This is a genomic window from Gordonia sp. DT101 (assembly GCF_049844895.1).
Lineage (GTDB): Bacteria > Actinomycetota > Actinomycetes > Mycobacteriales > Mycobacteriaceae > Gordonia.
On sequence record NZ_JBNCLX010000002.1, the window covers coordinates 815,638 to 832,991 of the forward strand.

General features: G+C 66.9%; 18 protein-coding genes. 11 read left to right on the plus strand and 7 right to left on the minus strand.

All coding sequences use genetic code 11. The features are described 5' to 3' along the window. Nucleotides 1-42: 42 nt before the first annotated feature. The 3 genes from ACLQ3I_RS10385 to mftR all read right to left on the minus strand — a co-directional run bounded on the left by ACLQ3I_RS10385 (nucleotide 43) and on the right by mftR (nucleotide 2,244). Entirely contained in the window at nucleotides 43-420 is a 378-nt protein-coding gene (locus ACLQ3I_RS10385; protein WP_425790653.1) for a DoxX family protein, read from the minus strand. Nucleotides 421-457: 37 nt separating this feature from the next. Next, complete coding sequence (locus tag ACLQ3I_RS10390; RefSeq protein ID WP_425801692.1) at nucleotides 458-1,513, minus strand: 2Fe-2S iron-sulfur cluster-binding protein; 1,056 nt, start codon at nucleotides 1,511-1,513, stop codon at nucleotides 458-460. 110 nt (nucleotides 1,514-1,623) lie between these two features. Then, nucleotides 1,624-2,244 (minus strand): mycofactocin system transcriptional regulator, encoded by a 621-nt coding sequence (gene mftR / locus ACLQ3I_RS10395; protein ID WP_425790657.1) that lies wholly within the window; start codon nucleotides 2,242-2,244, stop codon nucleotides 1,624-1,626. Nucleotides 2,245-2,354: 110 nt separating this feature from the next. On the opposite strand from mftR, the gene mftA reads away from it, so the two are divergent. From mftA to ACLQ3I_RS10420, 5 genes are all read left to right on the plus strand, one after another. After that, nucleotides 2,355-2,453, plus strand: coding sequence for a mycofactocin precursor MftA (gene mftA / locus ACLQ3I_RS10400; protein ID WP_267629915.1), 99 nt, complete (start codon nucleotides 2,355-2,357; stop codon nucleotides 2,451-2,453). Further along, nucleotides 2,453-2,797 carry a mycofactocin biosynthesis chaperone MftB gene (gene mftB / locus ACLQ3I_RS10405; protein ID WP_425790659.1) on the plus strand — a complete coding sequence of 115 codons (345 nt, stop codon included), beginning with the start codon at nucleotides 2,453-2,455 and terminating at the stop codon, nucleotides 2,795-2,797. The genes mftA and mftB overlap by 1 nt, the downstream gene beginning before the upstream one ends. A 50-nt stretch (nucleotides 2,798-2,847) precedes the next feature. Continuing rightward, a complete protein-coding gene (mftC, locus tag ACLQ3I_RS10410; protein ID WP_425790661.1) occupies nucleotides 2,848-4,125 on the plus strand; it encodes a mycofactocin radical SAM maturase in 1,278 nt (425 codons plus the stop codon). Between the two features lie 79 nt (nucleotides 4,126-4,204). Beyond that, nucleotides 4,205-5,401 carry a pre-mycofactocin synthase MftD gene (gene mftD / locus ACLQ3I_RS10415; RefSeq protein ID WP_425790663.1) on the plus strand — a complete coding sequence of 399 codons (1,197 nt, stop codon included), beginning with the start codon at nucleotides 4,205-4,207 and terminating at the stop codon, nucleotides 5,399-5,401. 158 nt (nucleotides 5,402-5,559) lie between these two features. Continuing rightward, nucleotides 5,560-6,372, plus strand: coding sequence for a mycofactocin-coupled SDR family oxidoreductase (locus tag ACLQ3I_RS10420; RefSeq protein WP_425790665.1), 813 nt, complete (start codon nucleotides 5,560-5,562; stop codon nucleotides 6,370-6,372). A 109-nt stretch (nucleotides 6,373-6,481) separates the two neighbouring features. Here the strand turns inward: ACLQ3I_RS10420 and ACLQ3I_RS10425 are convergent, their stop codons facing one another. Both ACLQ3I_RS10425 and ACLQ3I_RS10430 read right to left on the minus strand, forming a co-directional pair. Then, the gene (locus tag ACLQ3I_RS10425; RefSeq protein WP_425801694.1) at nucleotides 6,482-7,420 is read right to left on the minus strand and encodes a hypothetical protein; all 939 of its coding nucleotides are present in this window, start codon (nucleotides 7,418-7,420) and stop codon (nucleotides 6,482-6,484) included. Nucleotides 7,421-7,656: 236 nt separating this feature from the next. After that, on the minus strand, nucleotides 7,657-8,769 hold the full coding sequence (locus ACLQ3I_RS10430; protein WP_425790669.1) for a CaiB/BaiF CoA transferase family protein: 1,113 nt from the start codon (nucleotides 8,767-8,769) through the stop codon (nucleotides 7,657-7,659). Nucleotides 8,770-8,951: 182 nt separating this feature from the next. Here ACLQ3I_RS10430 and mftE point away from each other — a divergent pair, with 182 nt between their 5' ends. The 6 genes from mftE to ACLQ3I_RS10460 all read left to right on the plus strand — a co-directional run bounded on the left by mftE (nucleotide 8,952) and on the right by ACLQ3I_RS10460 (nucleotide 14,903). Then, a complete protein-coding gene (gene mftE / locus ACLQ3I_RS10435; protein ID WP_425790671.1) occupies nucleotides 8,952-9,701 on the plus strand; it encodes a mycofactocin biosynthesis peptidyl-dipeptidase MftE in 750 nt (249 codons plus the stop codon). Next, complete coding sequence (gene mftF, locus ACLQ3I_RS10440; RefSeq protein WP_425790673.1) at nucleotides 9,698-11,140, plus strand: mycofactocin biosynthesis glycosyltransferase MftF; 1,443 nt, start codon at nucleotides 9,698-9,700, stop codon at nucleotides 11,138-11,140. Before mftE ends, mftF begins: the two co-directional genes overlap by 4 nt. After that, on the plus strand, nucleotides 11,137-12,462 hold the full coding sequence (mftG, locus tag ACLQ3I_RS10445; protein ID WP_425801697.1) for a mycofactocin system GMC family oxidoreductase MftG: 1,326 nt from the start codon (nucleotides 11,137-11,139) through the stop codon (nucleotides 12,460-12,462). Before mftF ends, mftG begins: the two co-directional genes overlap by 4 nt. Before the next feature lie 36 nt (nucleotides 12,463-12,498). Then, on the plus strand, nucleotides 12,499-12,927 hold the full coding sequence (locus ACLQ3I_RS10450) for a PPOX class F420-dependent oxidoreductase (RefSeq protein WP_425790677.1): 429 nt from the start codon (nucleotides 12,499-12,501) through the stop codon (nucleotides 12,925-12,927). Nucleotides 12,928-12,990: 63 nt separating this feature from the next. Beyond that, nucleotides 12,991-13,668 carry a FadR/GntR family transcriptional regulator gene (locus ACLQ3I_RS10455; RefSeq protein ID WP_425801699.1) on the plus strand — a complete coding sequence of 226 codons (678 nt, stop codon included), beginning with the start codon at nucleotides 12,991-12,993 and terminating at the stop codon, nucleotides 13,666-13,668. A 116-nt stretch (nucleotides 13,669-13,784) separates the two neighbouring features. Continuing rightward, on the plus strand, nucleotides 13,785-14,903 hold the full coding sequence (locus tag ACLQ3I_RS10460; RefSeq protein ID WP_425801964.1) for a CynX/NimT family MFS transporter: 1,119 nt from the start codon (nucleotides 13,785-13,787) through the stop codon (nucleotides 14,901-14,903). Between the two features lie 46 nt (nucleotides 14,904-14,949). Here the strand turns inward: ACLQ3I_RS10460 and ACLQ3I_RS10465 are convergent, their stop codons facing one another. Beyond that, nucleotides 14,950-16,314 carry an 8-oxoguanine deaminase gene (locus ACLQ3I_RS10465; RefSeq protein WP_425801702.1) on the minus strand — a complete coding sequence of 455 codons (1,365 nt, stop codon included), beginning with the start codon at nucleotides 16,312-16,314 and terminating at the stop codon, nucleotides 14,950-14,952. A gap of 291 nt (nucleotides 16,315-16,605) precedes the next feature. Then, a complete protein-coding gene (locus tag ACLQ3I_RS10470; RefSeq protein WP_425790683.1) occupies nucleotides 16,606-17,334 on the minus strand; it encodes an aspartate/glutamate racemase family protein in 729 nt (242 codons plus the stop codon). Between the last annotated feature and the right edge of the window lie 20 nt (nucleotides 17,335-17,354).

Consider the following 17,354-nt stretch of genomic DNA (forward strand, 5'->3'; position numbering starts at 1 on the left):
CTCCGGCACCGACCCTCGGCGAAAGTCGAAAGTGGTTCTGGATCAGCGATTCTGCGGTGTGGAGCGGAACACCTTGACCGCAGCCCAGATCATCGGGAACTGCAGCGGCAGGCGACCGATCGCCACGGCCTTCATGGCAGCGGGCTTGTCCTTCCACAGTCGCACCATGTTGATGTTTGCGGGATAGACCGCGACGAAGAGTGCGGCGGCCAGTGCGGCAGCGGGACGTCGCGTGCGCGGTGCCAGCAGACCCGCGCCGATGGCGACCTCGGCGACACCTGATGCGTATGTGAGTGTCCGCGGATCGGCGGGGATCTCTTTCGGGATGATCTCGTCGAACGGCTTCGGCGCCACGAAATGCAATGTGCCGATGGTCAACAGCATGCCGCCGAGCCCACGTGCCAGTCGTTCGGAGTTCATCGTCAGTCCTTCTCGTCGAGGTTCGCGCGGTGGTGGGTCAGAACTCGATCTTGAGCGAGTCCGACGTGGGGTGCGCCTGGCATCCGAGGATGTAACCGTCGGCGATGTCCTCCGGATCGAGTGCCCCCGTGTTCTCCATCTCGACCGTACCCTCGCTGAGGGTGCAGGCACACGAACCGCATTCGCCTTCCTGGCAGGAGTACGGTGCGTCGAGGCCCGCGGCCAGCATGATGTCGACCAGGGACCGTTTCCGTGGCCACTTCAGATTGTGGGTCTCGCCGTCGAGTTCCACCTCGACCGTCGCGGCCTCGGCGTCCTCGGCCTCGCTGACCTCGTCGAGCACCACGTCGGCGAACGGATCCCCGGCCAGCGAGTTGTAGACCTCGGTGTGCACGTTGTGGTGCGGAAACCCCGCGCCCGCAAGGCCTTTGTGGACTGCGTCCATGAACGGGCCCGGACCGCACATATACGCGGCGTGTTCGGAGTACGGCCGGAAGGTCGTGGCCAGCACTTCGTGGTTCGGCAGGCCCTGGAGGGATTCGAGCCAGTGGATCACCGTGAGGCGGTCGGCATACGCATCTTGCAGTTCGCGCAACTCGTCGGCGAAGATCACGTCGTCGACGCCGCGGTTGGCGTAGAAGAAGGTGACGCGGGCGGTGCCGCCGTGCAGAGCCGATTTCAGGATGGACATCACCGGGGTGACACCGCTGCCCGCCGCGATGAGCAGCAACTCGGTGTCGAGTTCCTTGGGGGTGAAGACGCCCGAGGGTGGCAGCACCTCGATCTGGGCACCGGCGGTGAGGTTGTCGCAGACCCAGTTGGATCCGTAACCGTCGACCGTACGTTTGACGGTGACCTTCGGGAGCTTGTCGGTGCCCGGCGCGGACGCCAGCGAATAGCAACGCGCGACCGAACCGGTCTGATCGCTCGGGATCCGCAGCGTCAGGAACTGGCCGGGCTTGTAGTCCGTGAAGGACTCGGTGAGGGTGTCAGGAAGCTCGAAGACGACTGATCGGGCGTCCGCGGTCTCGTCGATGACCTCGGCGACCGTGAGGATCACACTGCGCGAGCCGTGCGGTGTCAACTCGGTCATCTCGCCACCTCTCCAGGTCTGGCCGGCAAGTGCGGACAGGCGTCCGGGCATCGCCGTTCCGAAACAAAATTAGAACACGTTCTAGTCCAGCGTATCGCATGGGGAGCCGATCACGACAGCGCGCCGACTCCTTGCGACAGAGTACGTGTGCCGGCGACGATCAGGGCTTCGAGGTCGGAGTCGGGGTGGGTGAGCCACTGCTCGTACGCGGCCAGTGCGGTGCCGAGGCACATCCAGGCGATGGTCTGGGGGAGATGGTCGTGCTCGCCCAGGTCGAGGCGGTGCGCGCAGAAATCGGCGATCACCTGACGCCACTCCGCGTACATGAGCATCGAGTGTGCTTGGAGCGCGGGCACTCCGAGTAGCAGCGACATCCGTCGACGATGGGCGGTGAGTTCGGTGTCGGGCACCGCGTTGAACGAGATGAGTGCGCGTCCCAGGGCCTGGGCGATCGGCAGATCATCGGGGATCTCGGCCAGGAGGGCACGCATCTCGGCGAGGTGCGCATCGAAATCACCCCAGGCGATCGCGTTCTTGGACGGGTAGTAGCGGAACAGTGTGCGGCGGGCGACGCCGACCGCGTCCGCGACGTCGTCGACGCTCGTCTCCTCGAAACCCTTGGCGGTGAACAGGTCGATCGCGACCGCACTGATCCGGGCGCGCGAGGTGACCGGTCGCCGACCTGCGTGCGCGGTGCGTATGAGTGGGCGCACCGCGTCTGATGGGTTCATCGTCACCTGTCCGTCTGGTCAGTTTTCGTCGGGGGGTGTTTTTCTGCACCGAGTGCCATTATAGTATCCAGTGATCCGAATCACTACCGACAAAAATTGGAGGTTGGATCATGGCCGATCAGTCAGCCACGTCGACGCAGGACACCGAGCTCGTGGGCGAGTCCCTCGTCGAAGAGGTGTCGATCGACGGGATGTGCGGGGTCTACTGATGTCGACCCCGACATCCGCACCGGTGTCCGGCGGTCGCGTCGCTGCGTCCGCCGGCACCGGCCCGGCACCGCAATTCGATTCCGGTGGAGCATGGACGCTGAATCCGAAGGTCGCGCTGCGGCCCGAGCCGTTCGGCGCGCTGCTCTACCACTTCGGCACCCGCAAGCTGTCCTTCCTGAAGAACCTGACAGTCGTGGACATCGTGTCCTCGCTCGGCGACCACGCCAGTGCCTCGGACGCGTTGGCCGCCGCAGGCCTCGGCGAAGCCGATCGTGCGCTCTACGTGCAGGCGCTTGGCGCGCTCGCCGACTCGGGCATGATCGTCCCCCGCCCCGCCGCCTGAGTACTGTCCCTCGCCTCGCCTCGCCGACCAGTCCTGAGGAGTCACACCCGATGACCACATTGGAACTTCCGCCCACCGCAACGGATCTCGTCGCCCCTGCGTCGCCTGCCCCGAAGACCCCCAAGGTGGGGCGGCTCGTCGACCAGTTCGAGAAGGGGCTCGACGCCCCGATCTGCCTGACCTGGGAGCTGACCTACGCGTGCAATCTCGCGTGTGTGCACTGCCTGTCGTCGTCGGGAAAGCGGGATCCGCGCGAACTCTCCACCGAACAGTGCAAGGCGATCATCGACGAGCTGCAGCGCATGCAGGTCTTCTACGTCAACATCGGCGGCGGCGAACCGACCGTTCGGCCCGACTTCTGGGAGCTCGTCGACTACGCGACCAGCCACCAGGTCGGGGTGAAGTTCTCCACCAACGGATTACGTATCGACAAGGCGGTGGCGGAGCGCCTGGCCGCCTCGGATTACGTCGACGTGCAGATCTCGCTGGACGGTGCCACCGCGGAGGTCAACGACGCGGTCCGCGGTCCGGGATCCTTCGACATGGCCGTGCGCGCCCTGGAGAACCTGCACGAGGCGGGCTTCGCCGACGCGAAGATCAGCGTGGTGATGACGCGGCAGAATGTCGAACAGCTCGACGAGTTCAAGGCACTGGCCGATCGGTACAACGCGACCCTGCGCATCACCCGCCTCCGGCCGTCGGGTCGTGGCGCCGACGTGTGGGATGATCTGCACCCGCTGCCCGAACAGCAACGTGAGCTCTACAACTGGCTTGTCGCGCACGGAGACGGGGTGCTCACCGGTGACTCGTTCTTCCATCTCTCCGCGTTCGGCGGGGCCGATGGTGGTGGCGCTCTCCCGGGGCTGAACCTGTGTGGTGCCGGACGCGTGGTGTGCCTCATCGATCCCGTCGGCGACGTGTACGCCTGTCCGTTCGCGATCCACGAGAACTTCCTCGCCGGCAACATCCTCGCCGACGGCGGCTTCCGGGAGATCTGGCAGCATTCGGATCTGTTCACCGAACTGCGCGAACCGCAGAACGCGGGAGCCTGCACCAAGTGCGCCCATTTCGATGCGTGCCGCGGCGGCTGTATGGCCGCGAAGTTCTTCACCGGCCTGCCCCTGGCCGGGCCCGACCCCGAGTGCGTGCAGGGCTACGGCGAGCAGTTGCTTGCCGGTGAGCGCTCCAAACCGACTGCGAACAAAGATCATTCACGTGGCACGCCGCTGACGTTGATGACCCGCCAGGCCGACGGCGACCTGTTGCCGATCGGTGCCCCGCCGTCGAAGAGTTGTGACGAGAACCCCCTCGCGGGCTTCACGCTCTGACCCACCCCGCAACAACGGGATGCCCGGCCCTTCGGGTGTTCTGTGCTGCCATCACACAATGAAGTAGGTAGGAAAGAACATGGCCAATCCCTGGGCCCGCAACCCGTGGTTCGAAACGGTTCACGAGGCGCAGCGTCGTGCGAAGAAACGGTTGCCGAAATCGGTGTACTCGTCGTTGGTCGCCGGCACGCAGGCCGGTATCACGCTGGGCGACAACGTCAATGCGTTCTCCGAGCTCGGCTTCGCGCCGCACGTGGTCGGTGCACAGCCCGATCGTGAACTGTCGACCACGGTGATGGGTCAGGACCTCTCGTTCCCGGTGATGATCTCGCCGACCGGCGTGCAGGCCGTCGACCCCGACGGCGAGGTCGCGGTCGCCCGGGCGGCCGCCGCGCGAGGGACGGCCATGGGGCTGTCCAGCTTCGCGTCGCATCCGGTGGAGGAGGTCACCGCAGTCAACGACAAGGTCTTCTTCCAGATCTACTGGCTCGGCACCCGCGACGAGATCCTCGCTCGCGCACTGCGAGCCAAGGAGGCGGGCGCCAAGGGGCTCATCGTCACCACCGACTGGGTGTTCAACATCGGTCGCGACTGGGGCAGCCCGGACATCCCGGAGAAGGTCGATTTCCAGGCGTTGCTGAAACTGGCACCGGAGATCGCGGTCAAGCCGCGTTACGCGCTCGACTGGGTCCGCGGCGGCAAGGTCGAGATCCCCGACCTCACCGCGCCCAACCTGACGCCCAGGGGAGAGCCAGGCCCGACGTTCTTCGGCGCCTACGGCCAATGGATGAACACTCCGCCGCCGACCTGGGAGGACCTGCAGTGGCTGCGCGAGCAGTGGGACGGACCCTTCATGGTCAAGGGCATCACCCGTCTCGATGATGCCAAGCGGGCCGTCGACATCGGTGCGTCGGCCATCTCCGTCTCGAATCACGGCGGCAACAACCTCGACGGCACCCCGGCCACGATCCGGCTGCTCGGTCCGATCGCGGATCAGGTGGGCGATCAGGTCGACGTCCTGCTCGACGGAGGCGTCCGCCGGGGCAGCGATGTGGCCAAAGCCCTGGCCTTGGGCGCTCGGGCGGTCATGGTCGGTCGCGCCTACCTCTGGGGGCTGGCGGCCAACGGACAGGCCGGCGTCGAGAATGTTCTCGACCTGCTCCGCATGGGTCTCGACGGTGTGGTCATGGGGCTGGGACACAACAGTGTTCACGAACTGTCCCGCGACGACCTGATCATCCCGGAGGATTTCGAACGCACCTTCGGCGGCAGCTGATCTCCAGGGTCTCGCGAACGCCCGCCACAAAGTAGAACGTGTTACAGTTTTTGCGACACAGTTCACCCGTGGCGGGTGTTCGCGTTTCTCCGGCGCCGAAGGTGCGGAAGCGGGACATCGCCACTGGTGACCAGGACGAGAGAATGAGGACTCGGCGGATGGGCCAATTCGACGGCAAGGTCGTCTACATCACCGGAATCGCACGTGGGCAGGGGCGCAACCATGCCCTGCGATTCGCACGCGAAGGCGCGGCGATCATCGGTCTCGACATCGCCGGTCCGGTGGCCGAGCACGCCACTTATCCGTCGGCGACCACCGACGACTTCGCCGAGACGATCCGGCTCGTCGAGGAGGCCGGAGGCAAGATTCTTGCCCGGCAGGGTGATACACGCGACCTCGCGTTCCAGCAAGAACTGGTCGCCGACGGGGTCGAACAGTTCGGCAGACTCGACCATGTGATCGCCAACGCGGGCATCCTCACGTGGGGCAAGGTGTGGGAACTCTCCGAGGAACAGTTCACCGATGTCGTCGACGTCAACCTGGTCGGCACGTGGAAGACCCTGAAGGCGACCATCCCCGCGATGCTCGAGGCCGGCAATGGCGGTTCCATCGTCGTGATCAGCTCGGTGGCCGGGCTGAAGGCCATGCCGATGCAGGCGTCGTACTCGGCCTCGAAGTTCGGACTGCGAGGTCTCACCCAGACCGCGGCCAAGGAACTCGGGCACTACCGGATTCGGGTCAACAGTGTCCACCCCTACGCAGTCGACACCCCGATGGGGGTCGCCGACACCGAGGCCCACCGGATCTTTGGAATGCCTTGGGTGACACCACATCTGACCTCAGTCCTGGACTACCACCCGGTGGCGTCGCTGGACGAGATCTCCGATGCCGTGGTGTATCTGTCCTCGGACGGTGCCAAGGCGATCACCGGGGCGGAGTTCCAGATCGACATGGGCAACTCCAAAGTCTGACACCCCTACGCACCCACCCACCCAAACCCTTCTCCGCAGCCGCGACGGTTTCCTGCATCCGCGACCCCGAATTCCCGTTGCGGATGACGGAAACCGTCGCGGCTGCGGTTCAGCGGCGTTTGCGGGCCCGGGTCAGGCCTCGGCGCAAGAGTGCGTGGAGTCGTTCGGGGTGCATGCATTCCTGCCATCCCCACCGCACCACGGTCTCGTCGAGATCCCGAATGGCGTCTTCGCGACGCTTCTCGTCCCAGACCCGGTCACCGGGGTGTTCTCCGGGGTCGAGGTCGGCAGTGTACTTCCCGCGGCCGTCGACCTCGCCGACCATCCGTTCTTCGTCCCAGTAGAGGTCCACGCGGGCGACGAAGATCCCCGAGGTTGTGAACAACTCGTGCTGCGCGATGGGGGTTGGGATGTCGTCGAAGCCGACGATCAGTGCCCGACTGAATGATTCGGCGATGGATTCCGACTGCGGGTTCGCGTGGGGGAGGGCTGCGCGCGCCACGGAGTTGCCGACACGACCGCGGTTGCCGGCCACGGCGTCGCGGAGTTCTTCGATTGTTGCTCCCGCACGTAGTGCGGAATCGAAGACGCACACGGCCTGGTTCATGTTTCCGGTCCGCGCGATGTCGGCCGCGGTGCGGGCAAGCGAGGTGACCGCGCGTCCGTCGACGGACACGACGTCGTCGGAGGTGAGTCGTGCAGGGTGGAGGACCTGTCCGCGTCGGTGACCACCGGATGTGCGGTTCACCGTGAAGTGCACCCGGGAACGGTCGGGGTGCAGCAGCGGTAGGCCATGGATTGCGGCCGCGGACTGATGACTGACCACCTTGTCGATCTCCGCGACCTCGCATGCGGCGAGTACGCGGGTCAGGTAGGCGGCGTCGGCGGAACTCGATTCCGGCGCAGGAAGATAGACGCCGCGCCACGGTTTGATCAGCGTGCCGGTGTCGAGTTCCTGACGTAGTCGCCGGTCATCGGAACCGCGGGCGATGAGCGCGTCGCGCCTGCGGAACATGTCCGACGACGAGGTGTCACCGCGTTCGTCCATGCAGCGATGATCCGCCGCTCATGTCGCGACCGGACGCCCGTACTGACATCTGTGCACAACCCGAACTGCCCACGAACCTGTCCACACCCCCCGACCCAGAACGCAGCCGCGACGGTTCCCGTCATCCGCGCCGGGTAAAAGGGGGCGCGGATGACGGGAACCGTCGCGGCTGCGATGGGGGTTGCCTGTGGGAGGGGGAGGGAGGGGAGGGGGGAGTGGGGAGAGTGGGGTGAGGGTCAGTCCTGCCAGAGGGTGGCGGGGTCGGTCGCCTCGCGGACCGGACCGGTCGGGGTCTCCGGCGAGGTGCGCGAGAAGCGGGGAGCGACCTGCGCCTGCATCACGCCGTCGATCTCGACGAGGTTGGCGCGCGCCGCCATGTGCGCATCGGCCGGCGCCTCGGCGAAGTCGAGGACCGGCGACGTGCAGGCGTCCGTACCCTCGAAGACCTTGGTCCACTCGTCACGGGTCCGCGATTTGAAGGTGTCGGTGAACACTTCTTTGAGCTTGGGCCAGTTGGCAATATCGTTCTGGCCGGGCAGATCGGTGTCGGACAGTCCCAGCCCGGTCAGCAATTCGGCGTAGAACTGCGGTTCGATGGCACCGACCGCCATGTATTTGCCGTCGGAGGTCTCGTAGACCTCGTAGTACGGCGCGCCGGTGTCGAGCATGTTCACGCCGCGCGCGTCGCTCCAGAGTCCGGTTCCGCGGAAGGCCCACATCATCTGACCGAGCACCGACGCACCGTCGACCATGGCGGCGTCGACGACCTGTCCGTTGCCCGAGGTCTGTCGTTCGAGGAGCGCAGCGAGGACGCCCATGACGAGGAACATCGATCCGCCACCGAAATCGCCGGCAAGATTGAGCGGCGGCACCGGCCGATCTTCTTTGCGGCCGATGGCATGCAGCATTCCGGTCAGTGAGATGTAGTTGATGTCATGTCCGGCGCGGTCGGCACGCGGGCCCTCTTGGCCCCAGCCGGTCATCCGCCCGTAGACCAGGCCCGGATTGATGGCGGACAGGTCGTCGGGTCCGAAGCCGAGTCGTTCCATCACCCCAGGCCGGAAGCCCTCCAGCACCACGTCGGCCTTGGTGATGAGCCGCAGGATGGTGTCGCGGTCCCGGGCATCCTTCAGGTTCGCCTCGACGACCCGGCGGCCACGCAGGAGCGCATCCGCGTTGCGGTCGGGTGCCGGCAGGGAGCCCGGGCGCTGCACGCGAACGACGTCGGCCCCGAGGTCGGCCAGTAGCATCGCCGCATGTGGGCCGGGTCCGATGCCCGCGAACTCGACCACGCGGATTGCGCTGAGGGGCCCACTCTTTCCGCTGCTGCGCGGCGCCGTTGACGTCATGATGTCCTCCCGGTCCGTACCCGCCCGAAGTGTCGGGTCTCACGTCTGTCGGACCAGCATCCCACAACCGATCGATCGCTCGGACCCCTGGGCCTGGGCAATCGCGGAATCATCGAAATCGAATCAAACAAATTGCACCGAGTCGGTTAACACGCATCGACGGCGTCGCTAGAGTTGAGCGAATGGAGCGTCGGGCCGCACTGGGACAGTTGTGCTGGCCTCAACTGTCGGATCGATCGGTCACCCTTCTGGTCCCGCTGGGAGCCACCGAACAGCACGGTCCGCATCTCCCACTCGACACCGACAGCAGGATCGCGACGGCCGTGGCCGGCCGCGCTGCCGATCGATTGTCCGCGGATGGGCCCACCACAGTTGCCGACGGCGCGGAGGAGCCCCGACTGGTGGTGGCCGCCCCCGGCATCAACTACGGCGCGAGCGGTGAGCATGAGGGTTTCCCGGGGACCATCTCGGTCGGGCACGAGGCGCTGCACCTCCTCCTGGTGGAGTACGGACGCAGCGCCTGCCGCTGGGCGGATCGTCTGGTCTTCGTCAACGGACACGGCGGCAACGGGCCGACGGTGGTCGACGCGGTGGACACATTGCGCTATGAAGGTCGCGACGCCGCCTGGTTCCCCTGCGCCACACAGGGGGCCGACGCGCACGCCGGGATCACCGAAACCTCTGTGCTGCTGCATTTTTCGCCTGAGGATGTCAGCCTCTCCGCCGCCGAGGTCGGGAACGTGACCCCCATTTCGGCGTTGCTGCCCGCGATGCGGGCCGGCGGCGTCGCCGCGGTGAGCACCAACGGCGTGCTGGGTGATCCGACCGGCGCGAGCGCTGAGCACGGCGCGAGCGTGACCGACGCGCTGGTCACCGGACTGGTGACGGCCATCGGGTCGTGGTCGGTCGGAGAGTCGGGGCGACTCGTATGACCGCAGTCGAAAAGGAACTGCCGCCGACCTCTGTCGTCGACCACAGTCTGCCGGATGGTTTCCAGGTCCAGATCGACATGCGGTGCGCGCCGCACAAGGATCTCCGGTATCTCGTCGGTGGATCGCCCACCCGGATGCTCCGCCTGACCGATGCCGCGCTGGGACTGACATCGGCCGACGGCCGTATCGAGGTTGTCGACGCGGCCACCCGGAGTCTCGCGCGTCGCCTGCTCGACAGCGGAATTGCCAACCCCCGTCCCATGTTCGGGCCGCGTCCGGAGAACGTCACGGTCGTGGTGCCGGTGCGCGGCAATCAGCACGGGGTCGACCGTCTGCTGCAGGCCGTCTCCGGTGCGAAGGTGATCGTGGTCGACGACGGCTCCGACGTACCGATCCGGGCGTGCGGCCGGGACGTCACACTGATCCGCTTCGACGAGAATCGCGGCCCCTCGGCCGCCCGCAACGCGGGGGCGGCCGAGGCGACGACCGAATTCGTGGCCTTCCTCGACTCCGACGTGGTGCCCCCGGCCGATTGGCTGACCATGCTCCTCGGGCATTTCTCGGACCCGGCGGTCGCGATCGTGGCACCCCGGATCGTGGGGCTGAGTCGCGACGACTGCGATGTCTCGCTGGCCGAGCGCTACGAGAACGGCTATTCGTCGCTCGACATGGGGCCGGACGAATGCTCTGTGGTCCCGGGCAGCCGGGTCCCGTATGTGCCGAGCGCCGCAATGTTGGTGCGCTGTAGCGCCTTTCAGGATTTCGATGAGTCCCTGCGGGTCGCCGAGGACGTCGACCTCTGCTGGCGGACCCACAAGGCGGGCTGGCGGGTTCGCTACGACCCGGTCGCCCGGGTGTCGCACGATCACCGGACCGGGATGCGTTCGGTGCTCGACCGCCGTCGGTACTACGGAACCGGCGCGTCTCATCTCGCGGACCGGCACGGTGGATTCGCCGCCCCCGTCGTGATGTCGGTGCCGATGGCCGTCGCCGTGGTGGCACTGATGACCCGGACGAAGATCGGCCTGGCGATCGCCATGATCATCCTCGGTCAGGTCGGCATGCGCCTTCGACGACGGCTCGGCGAGTTGCCCGATGCGCCGATTGTCGCGACGCAGCTGACCGGACGAGCAGTCGGGTTCGGGCTCCTTCAGGCGGCCGCGGCGATCTGTCGCCACTACTGGCCGGTGGCGGTGATCCTCGCGATCGTGTCCGCACGTTTCCGCCGGCTCGCGGTGGAGGTCGCGATCGCCGAGGGCATGGTCTCGTGGGTCCGCCAGGTGGTGGCCGAGCCAGAAGCCGGACCGGCACTCGGACCGGTCGCCTACACCCTGTTCCGGCGTCTCGACGATCTCGCCTACGGCGCCGGGCTGTGGCAAGGAGCGTTGAGCCACCGCGATTTCGGTGCCCTGCGGCCGGTGATCACCAACAAGACATGACCCTCGGTGATCTCCCCGCCACCGCCGATGTGGTGATCGTCGGTGCCGGGAGCGCGGGTTGTGTGGTCGCCGAGCGGCTGTCCCGCAATCCCGACCGGACCGTTCTCCTGATCGAGCGCGGGTCGTCGGAGTGGCCCACTGAGGCGGTTCGCGATCTCCGCGGACTTCCGATCGCCCTCGGTTCGCCCTATGCCGTGCCGCACGAGGAGCCGTCGGGACTCGCCGTGGTCCGTGGTCGCGGATTCGGCGGGTCGTCTTCGGTGAACGGTGGCTACTTCCTGCGCTGGCATGCCGACGACTTCGCGGACTGGCCCGCCGGATGGCGTATCGACGAGATCGGCTCCTCCTACGCGGAGCTGGACGCGCGCGGGGGGACGATGAGTGTGTCGCCATTCGCCGACGGCGAGTTGGCCGAGGTCACGGCCAGATTCGAATCCTATTGGAGCGGCATCGTTCCGGTGCGGCCACCCGACGACGCGTGGCCGATCGTCGGGCTCAACCGCGTACGGTCGAACCGGGACGGCATGATGCGCCGCACTGCTGCCGAGGCCTACCTGCGTGATGCGTTGGGCCGGACGAATCTCACCATCTGCGCGGACGCCGAAGTGGCGGGGCTGCGTCGGTCCGGCGCCCAGGTCACCGGGGTCGTCGTCGGTGACACCGTGGTCGGTGCCGGTGAGGTGGTCCTCTGCGCAGGCGCTATCGGCACTGCCGTGATCCTGTTGCGGTCGGGTCTCGGTGGGCCGACCGATCGTGATGTCCTGGCCGTACGTGAGCATCGCGAAGTGCTGGTGCACTATCGCAGCCGTGTCGACGGTCCGCCGACGGCATTGCTGCAGTCCGTGGTGCACACTGCCGACGATCTCGAGATACGTTGCTACAGCAGTGATATGGCACGTTACATCAAAGGCCTTCCTCCGGTCGGGCCGGCCATCGGCGTCGCCGCGATGCGACCCGGTACCCGGGGTACGGTGCGGATGGCCGGTGGAGGTCCGATCGTCGATCTCGGAGTCGTCGACGTGGCGGAGGCCGCCCGGCTCGACCGGGGCGTGGCGACGGTCGCCGACATGCTGCGGTCGCCCGTGTTCGCGGACATCGTCGAGCCCGGTTCGGTGGCGGTCGACCCCGTCGTACGGACCTCGCAGCACGCGTGGGGCAGCATGCCCATGGGGCCGCGTACCGATGAGCTCGGTGCCGTTGTCGGGGTCCGAGGCCTGCGGATCGTCGACGGATCGATCCTGCCGACCGCGGGGCGCAGCGGGCCCCACGCCACGATCATGATGGTCGCGTGCCGGATCGCCGACGTGCTGGCCGGTCGCTGACGGTCGGCTGACGCGCCCGCGCCGTATGGTGGGGTCATGGCCGCATCCCTGAACGATCCCGAGATCCGTGAGTTCCTGACCGGTGGTACCAAGACGGGCCACCTCGGTCACCTCGCCGCTGACGGCAGGCCGCTCGCCGCGCCGATCTGGTTCGTGTTGGACGGGGATCGCATTGCCTTCAACACGGGTTCGGGCACATCGAAAGCCCGTTCCATCCAACGAGATCCGCGCGTGGTCCTGACAGTCGACCTCCCCGAGCCGCCGTACGCTTTCGTTCAGATCCAGGGCCGCGCGGTGGCCAGCGACGACCTCGACGAGGTGAAGCGGATCGCGACGCTCTGCGGTGCGCGGTACATGGGGGCCGACCGTGCCGACGAGTTCGGCGACCGTAACGGCGTGCCCGGCGAGCGCGTGGTGTGGATCGAGCCGACCAAGGTGATCGCCTCGCTCGACGTCTCGGGGTGATGTTTCCTCTCCTGTGCAAGGAGGCTTTGTCGGCGGCAAACATGGGATGTTAGGGTGTTTGCCATGAACGACGTGATCGTCCCGCCGCGACGGACCAGTGAGCTCGTGGTCGACCGAATGCGGGATCTCATCCGGTCCGGCGAATGGGCCGTGGGTGAACGGATTCCGGCCGAGCCGGCACTCGTGGAGCATTTCGGCGTGGGGCGCAACACGATCCGCGAGGCCGTGCGAGCGCTGGAGCATGCCGGAATGCTCATCCCGCGGCGCGGCGACGGGACCTACGTGCGCAGTCGTAACCTGCTTGCGGCGGCGATCGAGAGCTGCGTTCCGGGTTCGGCCCACCACGACCTGCTCGGAGCGCGCCGCGCCATCGAGGTCGAGGCCGCGGCCGCCGCCGCCGAGAGTGCAACCTCCGAGGAGGTCGCGGGGTTGCGCGATCGTCTCCGGGCCGCGGAGCAGGCGTTCGCCACTGGTGATGTAGCCGGGTATGCGCAGGAGGACATAGCGTTTCACGCCTCGCTGGTCGAGATCCCGGGCAACCGGCTGCTGCTCGAACTCTACGACGGCATCGTGGAGGTCATGCAGCGCCTCCACGAGAGTGTCGTGGAGGCGACGCTGGCGGAGGGTGATCATCCACCGGGCCACGTCGGCGTGGTCGATGCGATCGAGGCCGGTGACGCCGGTGCGGCCCGTGCCGCGGTCCATTCCTACCTCGATGCAGCGCTGCGAGGGCTGGCGTGACGGGCGACGGGCAGGCAGAGTCGTCGGTCAAAACAGCGCCGGAGCGCACGGCCGACGTATCGTCGGGCGGCAATGCCCCGCGAGGGATCGCCGCGGTCATCGCAGCGATCGGCATCATGCTCGTGGCCGCCAATCTGCGACCGCCGGTGGTCTCAGTGGCGCCGCTGGTAGACGACATCATGCGCGACCTCGGGTTCGGCAGTGCGGCAGCCGGTTTGCTGACCACGTTGCCAGTGCTGTTCTTCGGGATCAGCGCCCCGATCGCGCCGCGCATCGCCGCGCGGTACGGGATCGAGCGGACCATCTTCGGCTCGATGATCATGCTGATCCTCGGCATGGGTCTGCGATTCATCCCGAACATCGCGAGTCTGCTCGTCGGCTCGGCCGTGATCGGAACGGCGATCGGCATCTGCAACGTGGTGCTGCCCGCACTCATCAAACGTGACTTTGCACACCGGTCGGGTCTGATGACCGGGCTGTACTCGATGACGCTCTCGGGCGGGGCAGCCGTCGCCGCCGCCCTGACCATCCCGATCGACGATCTGGACGACGGCAACTGGCGCCTGACACTGACGTCGTGGACGCTGCTCGCGGTCGTGGCGCTGGTCGTCTGGGTTCCGCAGTTGGCACGGGTCCACACCGTGGCCGTCACCAGCACGCCGGCATCACTGTGGCGCAACCGGATCGCTTGGGCCATAACGACCTTCATGGCTTCGCAGTCGATCATCTTCTACACCTTCAGTGCGTGGCTGCCGCAGTACCTCATCGACCACGGCCGAACAGCCGCCGAGGCGGGGACCACTCTGGCCATCGGGCAGGTCGTGGCGTTGACCGCCTCACTGGTGATCCCCATAGTCGCCGGAAGGTTGGCTGATCAACGCGCCATCACGCTGGGCGTGGTGGTCGTGTGCGCCGCAGGGTTCGTCGGTCTGGTGACCGTTCACGTGTGGACCACGCTCTGGGTCATCATGATCATGTTCGGTCCGGGCGCATCGATCAGCCTGGTGCTGCTGTTCATGGTGCTGCGCAGCCCGTCGACGGTGGCCACCGGACAGGTGTCGGGGATGGCCCAGTCGGTCGGCTATGTGGTGGCCGCGGTCGGACCGATCGCGATCGGCGCCCTGCACGATGTCACCGGGTCCTGGAACGTGGCAATGTCTGTGCTGGGCTTGGCACTCGTCCCGCAGGCACTGTCCACACTGCTCGCGGCGAAGAACGTCACGATAAAGGTCTGACGAGGGGCACGCAGGCCGTTCCTGGTGGCGTGCGTGATCGTGGCCATCAGACTGCCACCCGCTGGATACGCCGGGCCTCGGCGGTGTGGGCGGACACTATGTCGGATGCGGCGAAATTCTGAATCTGTCTGTCGCGGACCAGAATCCGGCCCGCCACTATGGTCGTGTCTGCCGCCATCGGCCCACATCGCAACCAGGCCTCCACCGGGTCGGTGACTGCACCGGCGAGCGCCATGGCCGAGCCGGTCCAGATGACGAGGTCCGCACACGCGCCGGGGTTCAGATGACCGGTCTCGTCGTCCCAGCCGAGGCAGGCCGCGCTGCCGCGCGTCGCGATGTTCAGCACGTCACGGGCGGTCATCGCGGTCGATCCGCCCCGGTAGCGTCCCAGCGTCAGAGCGGCGCGGGCCTCGAGCCACATCGAGCCGTGATCGGTGGACGCGGATCCGTCACACCCGAGACCGACCGGAGCGCCGAGTGCGCGGAGCCGCTGGACGTCGGCTGTTCCGCCACCGATGAGCATATTCGAACTCGGGCAGTGCGCGACGCCGACTCCGGCTGCGCCCATACGGGCTTGTTCGTCGTCGGATGGATAGATGAAATGCGCTACCCAGGAACGCGATTGCATCCAGCCGACACTGTCGAAGTAGTCGACCGGGCTCATGCCGTACACTTCCCGGCAGTACGCCAGTTCGTCCTGATCTTCGGCCAGGTGGGTGTGCAGGCGGACGTCGCGGCTCTCGGCCAGCGCCGCGGTGTCCGACATGAGCTGGGCGGTGACGGAGAACGGCGAGCACGGCGCCAGCGCGACCCGTGACATCGCACCCGGCGAAGGGTCGTGATATTTGTCGATGAGCCGTTCGGAATCGGCGAGGATCACGTCGGGCTCCTGGACGACCTGCACGGGTGGCAACCCGCCGTCGGCAGTGGACCGGGTCATCGAGCCGCGGTTGGCGTAGAAGCGGAAGCCCAGATCACGCGACGCTCGGATCTGCGCATCTATCAACCCATCTCGCGGATGCAGATACATGTGATCGGACGACAGGGTGCATCCGCCCAGCAACAGCTCTGCCATCGCGACCCAGGTGGACAGATAGACGGCCTCGTCGTCGATCTGCGCCCACAGTGGGTAGAGCGTGGTCAGCCAGTCGAAGAGCCCGGCGTTGACGACCGGCGCATATGAACGGGTCAGGTTCTGATACATGTGGTGGTGGACGTTGATCAGGCCGGGCGTCACGAGTTTTCCCTGGGCGTCGATCCGGGTCGTCGCGTCGGGGATCTCGTCGGTGGCCGTCCCGATGCTGTGGACGCGACCGTCCGAGATGGCGATCCAGCCGTCGGGGACTTCCCAGTGGGTGTCGACGTAGATGTAGGCGTTGCTGATCAGCAGATCGCACGGCTTCTCGGCCATGGGTACCTCCGGGGCAGGCCGCAGCACAGGCTGCGGAGTGGAACCCTGTCCCGGAATCTGGTCACCCGGATCGTCACCGCGTGGTCGCGGACGGGTCGATCATGTGCACTAGCGACTATCTGCCGCAATGGTTTCGGTCGTGTTACCCCGGAGTTTCGGTTTGGAGGGAGATCTCGATACACTCCTCCGCCGGCGCTCCGGAGCTACTCGATCAGCGGAAGTGTTGGCCAAACATGCCCGCAGACGCCACGAACGCGAACGCAACCGACGACGAAGCGAATCGGGCGAAGGTCAGACCTTCCCGAAGCCCTCCAGTGGCCCGGAATAGATCTTCATTGGGGGAGTGGCGAACTCGCCGGACGCGGTCCCGGTGCGCAGGCCCATCGCGGCCATCGACGACAGCATGCCGACTCCGGCGGCGACCCCGTCGATCACCGGCGCGCCGATCGCGCCGCTGATGCGGTGGGCCAGGTCGGCCATGCCGGCGCAACCGAGGACGATCGCGTCGGAACGGTCGGCGTGCAGTGCCGCGCGGCACGCCTTCTCGAGGATGTCCGCGGTCGCGGGGTTGGACTCGAGTTCGAGGACCGGGATGTCGCAGGCGTGGATGCCTCGGCACTGACGAGTGAAACCGTAGTGCTCGACCAGATCTCCCGCGCGGCCGATCGTACGATCCAAGGTGGTCACGATCGAGAACCCCCGTCCGAGGGGTGCCGCGAGGTGCATGGCGGCCTCGGCGATCCCCAGCACCGGAGCGTCCGCCAGCTCGCGGGCGGCATCGAGGCCGGGGTCTCCGAAGCATGCGACGAGATAACCGTCGTGACCGGGATGCTCGGCGATGGCGTGGAGGAGCCCGGGAACCGCCAGGGCCTCGTCGTAGTGGCTCTCGATGGACGCCGGGCCCATCGACGAGGTGACGGCGATGATCTCGGCGTCCGGTCGGGCAACGGACCGTGCCGCGACGGCGATGACGTCGGTCATCGCCGTCGCGGTGTTCGGATTGATGACGCAGATGCGCATCGTCTCGCTGCTGCTCCTTT

Bases quoted from the DNA above. Each gene is read 5' to 3' on its own strand.
- ACLQ3I_RS10390 (WP_425801692.1), bottom strand. From the start codon at position 1,513: ATGACCGAGTTGACACCGCACGGCTCGCGCAGTGTGATCCTCACGGTC.
- mftF (WP_425790673.1), top strand. From the start codon at position 9,698: ATGACCGCAGTCGAAAAGGAACTGCCGCCGACCTCTGTCGTCGACCAC.
- ACLQ3I_RS10465 (WP_425801702.1), bottom strand. From the start codon at position 16,314: ATGGCCGAGAAGCCGTGCGATCTGCTGATCAGCAACGCCTACATCTAC.
- ACLQ3I_RS10450 (WP_425790677.1), top strand. From the start codon at position 12,499: ATGGCCGCATCCCTGAACGATCCCGAGATCCGTGAGTTCCTGACCGGT.
- mftR (WP_425790657.1), bottom strand. From the start codon at position 2,244: ATGAACCCATCAGACGCGGTGCGCCCACTCATACGCACCGCGCACGCA.
- ACLQ3I_RS10430 (WP_425790669.1), bottom strand. From the start codon at position 8,769: ATGACGTCAACGGCGCCGCGCAGCAGCGGAAAGAGTGGGCCCCTCAGC.
- ACLQ3I_RS10425 (WP_425801694.1), bottom strand. From the start codon at position 7,420: ATGGACGAACGCGGTGACACCTCGTCGTCGGACATGTTCCGCAGGCGC.
- ACLQ3I_RS10455 (WP_425801699.1), top strand. From the start codon at position 12,991: ATGAACGACGTGATCGTCCCGCCGCGACGGACCAGTGAGCTCGTGGTC.
- mftB (WP_425790659.1), top strand. From the start codon at position 2,453: ATGTCGACCCCGACATCCGCACCGGTGTCCGGCGGTCGCGTCGCTGCG.
- mftG (WP_425801697.1), top strand. From the start codon at position 11,137: ATGACCCTCGGTGATCTCCCCGCCACCGCCGATGTGGTGATCGTCGGT.
- mftD (WP_425790663.1), top strand. From the start codon at position 4,205: ATGGCCAATCCCTGGGCCCGCAACCCGTGGTTCGAAACGGTTCACGAG.
- ACLQ3I_RS10470 (WP_425790683.1), bottom strand. From the start codon at position 17,334: ATGCGCATCTGCGTCATCAATCCGAACACCGCGACGGCGATGACCGAC.
- ACLQ3I_RS10420 (WP_425790665.1), top strand. From the start codon at position 5,560: ATGGGCCAATTCGACGGCAAGGTCGTCTACATCACCGGAATCGCACGT.
- mftA (WP_267629915.1), top strand. From the start codon at position 2,355: ATGGCCGATCAGTCAGCCACGTCGACGCAGGACACCGAGCTCGTGGGC.
- ACLQ3I_RS10385 (WP_425790653.1), bottom strand. From the start codon at position 420: ATGAACTCCGAACGACTGGCACGTGGGCTCGGCGGCATGCTGTTGACC.
- mftE (WP_425790671.1), top strand. From the start codon at position 8,952: ATGGAGCGTCGGGCCGCACTGGGACAGTTGTGCTGGCCTCAACTGTCG.
- mftC (WP_425790661.1), top strand. From the start codon at position 2,848: ATGACCACATTGGAACTTCCGCCCACCGCAACGGATCTCGTCGCCCCT.
- ACLQ3I_RS10460 (WP_425801964.1), top strand. From the start codon at position 13,785: ATGCTCGTGGCCGCCAATCTGCGACCGCCGGTGGTCTCAGTGGCGCCG.